At 45.4% G+C, this 9,095-nt stretch carries 9 protein-coding genes; 7 read left to right on the top strand and 2 right to left on the bottom strand.

All coding sequences use genetic code 11. The features are described from left to right. The first annotated feature begins 280 nt into the window (after positions 1-280). A complete protein-coding gene (locus tag BJP37_RS35145; RefSeq protein WP_081431416.1) occupies positions 281-1,771 on the top strand; it encodes a FecR domain-containing protein in 1,491 nt (496 codons plus the stop codon). 67 nt (positions 1,772-1,838) lie between these two features. On the opposite strand, the gene BJP37_RS32990 is transcribed toward BJP37_RS35145, so the two are convergent. Beyond that, a complete protein-coding gene (locus BJP37_RS32990; protein ID WP_075905363.1) occupies positions 1,839-2,948 on the bottom strand; it encodes a metallophosphoesterase family protein in 1,110 nt (369 codons plus the stop codon). A 366-nt stretch (positions 2,949-3,314) separates the two neighbouring features. On the opposite strand from BJP37_RS32990, the gene trmB reads away from it, so the two are divergent. From trmB to BJP37_RS32960, 6 genes are all read left to right on the top strand, one after another. Next, positions 3,315-3,956 carry a tRNA (guanosine(46)-N7)-methyltransferase TrmB gene (gene trmB, locus BJP37_RS32985; protein ID WP_075905361.1) on the top strand — a complete coding sequence of 214 codons (642 nt, stop codon included), beginning with the start codon at positions 3,315-3,317 and terminating at the stop codon, positions 3,954-3,956. A gap of 126 nt (positions 3,957-4,082) precedes the next feature. Further along, positions 4,083-5,375, top strand: coding sequence for an ATP-binding response regulator (locus tag BJP37_RS32980; protein ID WP_081431415.1), 1,293 nt, complete (start codon positions 4,083-4,085; stop codon positions 5,373-5,375). 66 nt (positions 5,376-5,441) lie between these two features. Then, on the top strand, positions 5,442-5,639 hold the full coding sequence (rpmI, locus tag BJP37_RS32975) for a 50S ribosomal protein L35 (RefSeq protein ID WP_075905359.1): 198 nt from the start codon (positions 5,442-5,444) through the stop codon (positions 5,637-5,639). A 62-nt stretch (positions 5,640-5,701) separates the two neighbouring features. Continuing rightward, the gene (gene rplT / locus BJP37_RS32970) at positions 5,702-6,055 is read left to right on the top strand and encodes a 50S ribosomal protein L20 (protein ID WP_008186586.1); all 354 of its coding nucleotides are present in this window, start codon (positions 5,702-5,704) and stop codon (positions 6,053-6,055) included. A gap of 340 nt (positions 6,056-6,395) precedes the next feature. Further along, on the top strand, positions 6,396-7,208 hold the full coding sequence (locus BJP37_RS32965) for a transporter substrate-binding domain-containing protein (protein ID WP_075905357.1): 813 nt from the start codon (positions 6,396-6,398) through the stop codon (positions 7,206-7,208). Continuing rightward, entirely contained in the window at positions 7,201-7,728 is a 528-nt protein-coding gene (locus BJP37_RS32960) for a tetratricopeptide repeat protein (protein WP_075905355.1), read from the top strand. The genes BJP37_RS32965 and BJP37_RS32960 overlap by 8 nt, the downstream gene beginning before the upstream one ends. A 363-nt stretch (positions 7,729-8,091) precedes the next feature. Here the strand turns inward: BJP37_RS32960 and BJP37_RS32955 are convergent, their stop codons facing one another. Continuing rightward, positions 8,092-8,994, bottom strand: a complete 903-nt coding sequence (locus BJP37_RS32955; RefSeq protein WP_229415531.1) for a CHAT domain-containing protein — start codon at positions 8,992-8,994, stop codon at positions 8,092-8,094. Positions 8,995-9,095: the final 101 nt, after the last annotated feature.

Here is a 9,095-nt window from a genome sequence, read left to right as displayed (position 1 = left end):
GCGCTACCTCAAGCGCGTCGTTCGCACAGCGTGGCCAAACGCGCCCCGCGTGGCCTAAAGGCCAAGGCCAAAGCCTGTGCCACCCACGCTACTTGAGGTTCTGATCGGGAAAGTTCCAGGGTCTAAAGCGCGACTGCATCAAGAAAAGAGCTAAGCATTCGTTTAATCTCTGTTAAATCAGCTGATAGCACCTCAAGTAGCACCATCTGTAGCGCATTAGCTGAATGCTGACCTCTCAACTACCTGACAATACTGACCTTTGAGCTATTGGAGCTGCCCAGTGTTTCGCAAGACAGTCCTAGTACTTTCCATCTCTCTATGGAGCGTTAATTTACTAATTTTTTCTAAACCAGTCAGTGCCGAAATTCCCTTAACTCGTGCTGTGCTAGAGAAGCTACGTAACCGAGTGCGATTGATTCCTCAAAATCAGTCAGCTCGACCAGCCCGTCCATCTGATGCCATGACGATAGGAGATGCACTGGTAACAGCTCGCTCCTCCATGGCTCAACTGCGCTTCAATGATGGTTCCCTAGCCCGACAAGGAGAGTTAGCTGTCTTTCGATTTATACCTAGAAGTCGTACCTTTGAGCTATCTAATGGCACACTACTGCTGTTAATTCCTCCAGATCGGGGTAAAACTCGAGTGCGTACACCCAATGCCGTGGCTGGGATTAGGGGGTCAGCTCTGTTCATGCGATATATATCTGATACCAATACAACAATTGTTGGAGCTCTGACCAATAGCGGTATTGTGGTCTATAATCGCACTCGTTCTCAAGTTCAGGAATTAAAAGCTGGGCAGATCGTGGTTATAACCGAGGATCAAATTGAGCAGGTTTATGAATTTGACCTCAGAGAGTTTTATGAAACCAGTGAATTAGTCAAAGGGCTGAATTTGACCCAGACAGGACCGGCGGATAGTCCAGATCAAGCTTTGGATTTAGTGCGAGGGGAAATTGCAGATGCTCTAGAGGCGCAAGTTCCTATTATTGGCAACAACATAATTGTTAATCCTACTTTCATTCGTCTTCGGGGGAGTGAATCGGACGAGTTTCCCAGTGCTGATTTTAGTGTGATTGATGGTGGTGTTGATGTCTTCGATCAAGATGTGGGTTCTGAGAATTCCAATGCCGATATCACTGATCAGGTTAACCAGTTAGATATCAGGTCTACCTTGGAAACCGGTGAGTTTCTTAACACTGAGCAGGAGGATGAAACTGTTGAACTGGATCCCGAAGACGTTGACAAACCACTAGAGCCGGAGCCAGAACCAGAACCAGAACCCGAGCCCGAGCCGGAACCGGAACCTGAGCCGGAACCAGAACCAGAACCAGAACCGGAACCGGAACCGGAACCTGAGCCTGAGCCCGAGCCCGAGCCCGAGCCCGAGCCAGAACCGGAACCGGAGCGTGAGCCAGAACCTGAGCCTGAGCCCGAGCCAGAACCAGAACCTGAGCCGGAACCGGAGCCAGAACCGGAGCCTGAGCCTGAGCCAGAACCGGAACCGGAGCCCGAGCCCGAGCCAGAACCGGAGCCCGAGCCCGAGCCAGAACCGGAGCCTGAGCCGGAGCCTGAGCCGGAGCCAGAACCCGAACCCGAGCCAGAACCGGAACCTGAGCCGGAGCCAGAACCGGAACCGGAACCGGAAATTCCTGTTCCGCTACCGGATCAAGGTCAAGGAGTAGAGGATGACTTCCCTGGTCAAGGTCAAGGAGTAGAGGATGGCTTCCCTGGTCAAGGTCAAGGAGTAGAGGATGGCTTCCCTGGTTGAGGAAATCCCTGAGCTTATCAGGTTAGTTGTAGTGCTTGAATTTATTCAAGAAAAGCCGTCTTAGTCATTAGTTTTTTGTCAGCAACAGAGTGGTCTGATTATCAATCAGAGCAGGTTTACCATCACTGGTATGGCAGCTAAATGACTCAAAATAGCGACGAACTGGGGTAGGAAACTCAGGAAAGTTGAATACAGCATCACCATCAGCAATATTAGCCCAGAAGTAGCGTAGACTCGGAGCAAGTTTCTGGGCATCTGGTAACGGTAAATTTAAGGGGGGAGAAGTCAGGAGTTTCACCATGAATGGATAAGAGCGATCGCTCATCCATTCTCTAGATATCTGGGGTAGGTTTTCCCAACCAGGGACTGACTCCACTCGATGAGATTCAATTTGTAACCATCTTTTTCCTTGATTATCGGTACACAACTGCAATATCCGGTAGGGGTGAGGATAGCTAACTAATGAACCTGTGGTGATTTCGTAGACTCCCTCTTGATAGGCGATATCCTGTACATGCAAGTGACCTGTAAAGAGTAGATTGACCCCAGCAGTTTTGAGAATATTGTGTAATATTGGACCATTTTCCAAGATATACCGATGTCCCAAGGAATGGTTAGCTTGATCGGGCAAATGCTCGATCACATTGTGATGCACCATCACCAGCACCAATTTATCCTGGCACTGGGAAAGCAATTGCTCAAGCCAGATCAGCTGTTGCTGATCAAGACGCCCTACCTGTTTACCACCGGTATCGAACTGGTTAGAATTTAACCCAATCAGCTGTACTCCAGGCAAAACTTCACAGGTATAGTACAACTGCTCGGGATTTTCATAACCAAATTGGCGATAGTAGTAAGGAAATTCCTTTAGTCCAATCGAGTGTTCATTGGGTAAGATATTGGGGACATCATGATTTCCAGGTACGACGTACACTGGAAAAGGCAACTGGCTCAATCGCTTTTGTAACCAGGCATGATTGTCTGGTTCACCATGCTGGGTTAAGTCTCCTGGTAGGAGGAGGAAATCCAAGGCTTTCTGCTCTAAATCCTCCAGAATCCTTTCTAGGACTGGAATACTAACTTCTACCAAATGAAACCGATTGGGATGATCCCAGATGGTTTGGGGTAACCCGATATGTAGGTCACTTACCACGGCAAAGCGAAAATTTAAACTCATAGCTAAAACTTTTCTTGATTAAACCCTAGATTAATTATTATTAAAATTATCGCTCATGACGTTTGCTGTTATACCATTACAACTCCTTGTTTAGGTTACATTTAACTGCTCACCTAAACAATAATGGATAATCTTTAATTTAGCCTTACATAATTAAGCTTTAGTCTATAAAAAATTTTAAAGATTACATTTAGGATAAATAGAGATGAGTCGGAATTGCGTTCATTGAGGTGCGACCCAAGGGCGCGAGGGATTGCTCGCGCCCTTGGAGGCGCGCACCTAGATCTGACATTTACAACTAGATTAGGGATATAACCCCTAATCCCTGATCCCCCATCCCCTGAGTAAAGTAAGGAGGTGCTAAGGTTGGCTAGAGTTCGAGTGCGACAACACGTTAATCCACTTAGCAAGCAATATCAGATGCCGGTGAGTCCTCCGGATTGGAATCAAGTTTATGCCCAAACGGCTCTTCCATTACATCTGGATATTGGCTGCGGGAGAGGGGAATTTTTATTGCAGATGGCAACACAACAACCCCACTGGAATTTTTTGGGGTTAGAAATTCGGGAACCATTGGTAAAACAAGCCAACAGTAAGGTGGTGGATTTAGGGTTGAGCAATCTCCTATTTTTGTTCTGTAATGCTAATAGTTCTATAGATTCACTCTTTAGCTCTTGGCACCCTGGTGCCTTGCAGCGCGTCACTATTCAATTTCCTGATCCTTGGTTCAAGAAGCGACAAGCCAAACGACGTATAGTGCAGCCCACCTTGGTTGATACTCTAGGGGCTTATTTGACCAGTGGAGGGGAGGTCTTTCTACAATCCGATGTGGAGGAAGTGGCAGTGGAAATGCGATCGCGTTTCGATGCTCATCCAGTCTTCTACCGGCCAGAGACTGCTTGGCTGCCAACCAACCCCCTGCCAGTGCCTACTGAACGGGAAATTTCCACCCTCGCTCGTGGTGAACCTGTGTACCGAATGTTGTTCTTTCGCCGTGATGATGTTTAAGGAATCGTGGAGTAGGAAAACTCGTAGCCAAACCGCCTTCTGATTCAATCAGATCAGCGGGCTACTGGTCAGTATACTCCTGCCCAATTTGCTTCTCCCCTATGGTTCGCTCTACCTAATTAAAGCATGAATAACCATCAAGCTGAGGCAACTCAGGCAGAAATTATGGTTGTGGATGACACACCAACCAATTTGCAGCTGCTATCTTCGATCCTGATTGAGCAAGGCTATCAGGTTAGGAGCATGATCGATGGACTACTGGCCTTGGAATCAGCATTGTGTGATCCACCGGATTTGATTTTACTAGACATTATAATGCCAAAGATCGATGGCTATGAGGTCTGTAAACAGCTGAAATCTAATCAAAAAACCCAGGGAGTTCCAGTAATCTTTATCAGTGCTTTGGATGAAACTTGGGACAAGGTGAAAGCCTTTGCTGTTGGTGGTGCTGACTATATCACCAAGCCATTCCAGGTTGAGGAAGTTTTAGCCCGTGTGGAGAATCAATTGACTCTGCACAAGCTACAAACACAACTGATTGAGCAAAATCAACTGCTGCAACAGGAAATTCGCGATCGCATTTCCGCTCAAGCTGCTTTAGAAGCCCTCAATCAAGAACTTGAAACCAGAATCCAAGCTCGCACAGTGGAACTAAGAGATTACTTAGAACAGCTACGGAACTTGGAATCGCAATTGCGTCAATCACTGGACCGTGAAAAAGAAGTCAGTGATCTTAAATCTCGGATTATTTTTACCATATCCCATGAGTACCGTACACCTTTAATGACAATTCTATCCTCTGTGGAACTCCTAGAAAAGTACCGTCATAAATTTACTGATTCTCAGCAACTTAAACATTTTTGGCGGATCCAAGCTGCGGTCAAACATATGACTACCCTAGTCAATGATTTATTATTCATTAATCAAGCGGAATTCGATAGATTAGAAGTAAAACCAGTTGCTCTGAATTTAGTAACATTTTGTCAGGAGTTAGTCTCCCCGATCCAATCAAGCATTGGGGCTAAACATAGTCTAATCTTTAGTAGTGCAAGAGACTGGGAACCAATATTAGGAGACCCAAAAATCCTTCGACAAATTATCACTAACCTCATCTCCAATGCCATTAAGTATTCTCCCCATGGTGGGACTATTTTAGTACAGCTAAACGGAGATGAAGAGACAGTCATATTACAGATAATTGATCAAGGTATTGGCATCCCTAAAGAAGACCAACCAAAATTGTTTGAGTCTTTTAGTCGTGCCAGTAATGTGGGGATCATCCCAGGAACAGGACTAGGGTTATCAATTGTCAAAAGTTGTGTAGACTTGCACGGTGGTAAGATTCACTTAGAAAGTGAAGTGGGTGTTGGAACAACCTTTACCATCACCTTGCCCAAGAATTTATCAGAAGACGAATAAGACGGTCACCTAATTACGCAGCAATTGGTATACAATAATAAATTGTGCCATTATTATAATCCGTCAATGCCTAAACTAAAAAGCCGCAAAGCAGCTGCCAAGCGTTTTAGAGCTACTGGCAGTGGTAAAATAAGACGCCGCAAAGCGTTTAAAAATCACTTACTAGAACACAAGACCTCAGAACGGAAGGGGCGCTTGTCTAAGCTGACCTTGGTAGACGAACGGGATGCGGATAATGTTCGCCTGATGTTGCCTTATATGTAAATCTTAACAGTAGACCATTACTGCTAACACTATTAAACTAAACACACTAGCTAGAATTAACCATGACACGGGTAAAACGCGGTAATGTCGCTCGTAAGCGACGCAAAAAAATTCTCAAACTTGCTAAGGGCTTCAGAGGTTCCCACTCCAAACTCTTCCGCATTGCTAACCAACAAGTGATGAAAGCGCTGCGGAATGCCTATCGTGATCGCCGCAAGCGCAAGCGGGATTTTCGACGTCTGTGGATTACTCGCATTAACGCAGCAGCACGTCAAAATGGCATTAGCTACAGCCAGCTGATGGGTCAAATGAAAAAAGCCAATATTCAAATTAACCGCAAGATGTTGGCACAGCTGGCAGTGCTGGATCCAGATAGCTTTAACAAAGTGGTGGAGTTAGCGGCTAAAGCTGAGTAAGCATCATATGTGCTACGCGCACCCTACGCAAACAGCGGTCAGTGGTCAGCTATTGGCCATTGGCGTAGCGTGGCCATAGGCCAAGGCCAATAGCTGATAGCTGAATGCTTAGCAACCTGAGAAACTCGGGTTTTGGGTACATGGGTAATCCTTACGGGTAAGGCTGGTCGGGGGTAAAAATAACCTTTGGTTCTTTTGATTATTATAGATTACAATAATTATCCAACCCGACTTTAATTAGTATCTTGAATTGGTATTAAATTTGGTATTGTTTTTTCAGGAAAGTCCCAAAAGCCACGACCGATAGCTTACCTTTTTAGCAATTTCTATTCCCCGACCGATGCTTAAGCACAAGTTATTCAACTTTGGTATGGTCTTCGGATTGACGGCCATGTCTTTTTTGACACCGTTACGGGTTCGGAGTGCTCAACTTGAGGAAATAGAGCAGCGGGGTCAGTTGATTGTTGGTGTCAAAGATAATCTGCGCCCTTTGGGATATAGGGATGCCGATGGCAAGTTACAAGGATTGGAAATTGACCTAGCACGACGTCTAGCAGAAGAACTCTTAGGTGATTCTGATGCGGTGGTGTTGCAGCAGGTGGGAAATATTGACCGACTTAAGGTAGTTTTGGACGGTGAAGTTGACCTGACAATTGCTAGAGTTACAGCCACAGCACCTCGCCGTCGATTGGTGGATTTTAGTATCCCCTACTACCTGGATGGCACGGGTTTGATTACTAAAGACCCGTTAATTACCAGATTGGGTGATCTCCATACTAGAACCATCGCCATACTCAATCATTCTAGCACAATTGCCATAGTGCAGTATGCTTTACCAGAATCTAGGGTGGTGGGAGTAGATTCCTACCAAGAAGCGCGATCGCTTTTAGAAAATGGTAGGGCTGATGCTTTTGCTGCCGATAATAGTATTCTGAGTGGCTGGGTACAAGACTATCCTGAGTATCGGATGCTACCAGTGTGGCTCTCCGGTGAAGCCTTGTGTGTGGTGATGCCTAAGGGGTTACAATACACCAAGCTAAAGCAGCGCGTGAATAATGCGATCGCACGTTGGCAAGCAGATGGTTGGTTAGCTCAACGAGCAACTGCTTGGGGATTACCATTAAGAAGAAAAAAAGTCAAACCTTATGAATGATACACTGCCAACGATTTATCTGTCAGTTTTGCTAGTCCTACTTGCTGGTGTTACTGTCGCGGTGCTGTTCCAAGTTATCAAAACTCGTAAAATTGAAACCACTCTCTCTCGGTTGGAGAAAAAGCTGCAAAAAGACCGGGGAACGGTTATAGAGTATTACGAGTTGGGCAGTATTTATGCCGACAAGAAGCTCTTTGGTCAAGCTATCTTGCTATTTCAAAAAGCCTTGAAAGCCACGGATGCTGACCAAGAAAACCTTGCTCCTGTCTATAATGCTTTGGGTTTTGCCTACTGTGCCAAAGAACAGTATGATCTCGCTATTCGCCAGTACAAAGAAGCTTTGAAGCAAGAGCCTGGATATGTCACAGCCCTCAACAATCTCGGTCATGTTTACGAGCGCAAGCAATTAATTGCTCAGGCCTTAGAAGCTTATGATGAAGCGCTCAAATATGACCCCAAGAATTCTACCGCTAAGCGTCGAGCAGAATCCCTCCGGAAACGCTTGGTTACACCAGCATGAATAAAGTCAGAAGTATCAATTATCAAGTACAGCGGTTTGCACTTCAATTAGGTAGAAAGTTCTGGGTTTTTAGGGAGCAGTTTTGTAGGGTGGGCAAAAAGTGTACACAGATCACCTGTAGGGAAAACTCTAAGACTTTTGCCCACCAAAAAGAGTAAGATATTGTAGGGTGGGCAAAAAGTGTACACAGATCACCTGTAGGGAAAAATCTCAGACTTTTGCCCACCGAAAAGAGTAAGATCCTGTAGGGTGGGCAAAAAGTGTACACAGATCACCTGTAGGGAAAACTCTAAGACTTTTGCCCACCAAAAAGAGCTCCAACTAAATTATAAATTCTTCATTCTTCATTCTTCATTCTTCATTCTAAATTCCTTGGGAAACAAAACCAGCCCAATAGAAAGGATGACCAAAAGGAAAATCCTCCTTACTCAAAGACTCCAACCGCTTTAGCTGTATCTCAAATTTATCCACAATTGTGACCCACTTATCTAACTCTTCCTCATCTCCCTGATCCTTAGCATTCTGTTTAGCAGCTTTGGCTTCCGTTAACTTTTGTTCCAGATGTTCCCTTAACTGACGCTGATAGTTATCAGCAAACTCCTTTCCGGTTAAATTGCGCAATTTAATTTGTCCTTGCTGTAGTGCTTGGCAACAGCTCATCCCTGACCTGCGGCCATCGTAGTAAAAAATCGCTAATAAAGCACTGGCCAAATCATCTACAGACCACTGGGTACTAACCACACTCCTGGCTCCAGCACAGAGAAAACCCGTAGCTAGACTAAGCAAGTCATCGGTAAGTTTGGTAAGAGTGAAATTAACCTCGCAGGCTGAAGCAAAAACTTCAGAAAGATTGGGCATCCGCCAACCAGGAGTTAAAAGTTGACCCAGGGTAAGGGAACCATCTCCTAACCTTAACTGAGATTCCAACGGTTTGGGGTTAGATTTAGCATGATGGCTGGAGTGGAGGATATGCACTTGCTGGGCTAAGGTTTGGTATGATTTGACCGTGGCATTCCGTCCTTGTAAGCGCTGCTCAGCAGGAACCTGATACATTTCCGCCAGGGTTTTGCATTCAAAACTGGCAAAGGGCAGATCCTCCGTAGCATCTTCGACTATACCCATTTCCTGACCTGGGATTGCTGGGCGTTGGTGGCAATAGTGGAGGATTTGGCAACTGGGAACCAAGCGAATACGAAAGCGATCGCATAAATAAGTAGTGTTGGTAACAGGTTTAGTGGCAAAGGGTTTGGAGTCTTTGTTGGGCAAGTATATGCGAGTTTGGGGAAGATCCCCCCTAACCCCCCTTAACAAGGCTATGCTTTATAAACATATTTCTTTACAAAAAACTTGACAAAAGTAACTTGATA

This window comes from Moorena bouillonii PNG (genome assembly GCF_001942495.1).
GTDB lineage: Bacteria > Cyanobacteriota > Cyanobacteriia > Cyanobacteriales > Coleofasciculaceae > Moorena > Moorena bouillonii.
Note: the sequence above shows the minus strand (reverse complement) of the source record. Positions and strands in the feature narration are given on the sequence as shown.